This window comes from Flavobacterium sp., from assembly GCF_003525665.1.
Taxonomy (GTDB): domain Bacteria; phylum Bacteroidota; class Bacteroidia; order Flavobacteriales; family Flavobacteriaceae; genus Flavobacterium.
On record NZ_DQDX01000124.1, the window covers coordinates 5159 to 6092 of the forward strand.

A 934-nucleotide genomic window follows, 5' to 3' on the forward strand; every position below is an offset into this window, starting at 1 on the left:
AAAAAACACACGATTTAGTTTATAAAAACATCAAAGGAGTTTATGCTTCTGATATCGATTACATAAATCCGATAAAAAGTGAAAAGAAGTTTTTAGGATTGCTTCCAAACCCAATAAATACCGATAAAATTGCATTTATTGATTTGAAAATTGATGGTAAAATAAAAATTTTTCTAGGTATAAATAGTGGCACTTATTATTCTAAAGGAATTGTTTTTTTTGAGAAAGCATTAGAAATTGTTGGCAAGAAATATGAAGATAAAATTGAAATCATAATTGCTCAAAATTTACCTTATCAAGATTACATAAAACTTTATGATAGTTCGCATATTGTTCTAGATCAGGTTTATGCTTTTGACCAAGGTTACAACGCGCTAGAAGCCATGGCTAAAGGAAAAGTTGTATTTACTGGTGCCGAAAAAGAATTTGAAAATTATTATAATTTGCAAGATGAAGTTGCCATAAATGCATTGCCCGATGTTGATTATTTGGTAACTACTTTATCCTATTTGATAGAAAATCCTGCAAAAATTACCGAGATTGGAACTCGAGCACGAAAATTTATTGAGAAAGAACATGATTACAAGATTATTGCAGAAAAATACTTAAAAACTTGGGGTTAAAAATGAATACTATACAAAGACCAAAGATTAATGATGTTTTTACATTTGATTTTAATTTTACAGAAGAAGAAATTAAACTATATGCAAAAATTTCGGGAGATTGCAATCCGATTCACGTATCAGAAAGTTATTCTAAAGGCACTATTTTTGGACGTTGTATTGTGCATGGATATTATAGTATTAGTGCATTTTCAAAGGTTTATGGAACACTATTATATCCAGAAGAACATATTTTAATCAGTCAGAATGCAAAATATTTAAAGCCAATTTTTACAGGAATTGAATATACTGCGGTTTTCACGGTTAAAGAC

General features: G+C 28.8%; 2 protein-coding genes. Both read left to right on the forward strand.

All coding sequences use genetic code 11. The annotated features are described in order from the left end of the window. A partial coding sequence (locus tag DIU01_RS08910; RefSeq protein WP_290833625.1) for a glycosyltransferase occupies nucleotides 1–623 on the forward strand: 623 nt, incomplete at its 5' end. Nucleotides 624–625: 2 nt separating this feature from the next. Further along, nucleotides 626–934: MaoC/PaaZ C-terminal domain-containing protein (locus tag DIU01_RS08915; RefSeq protein WP_290833627.1), on the forward strand; the 309-nt coding region annotated here is incomplete at its 3' end.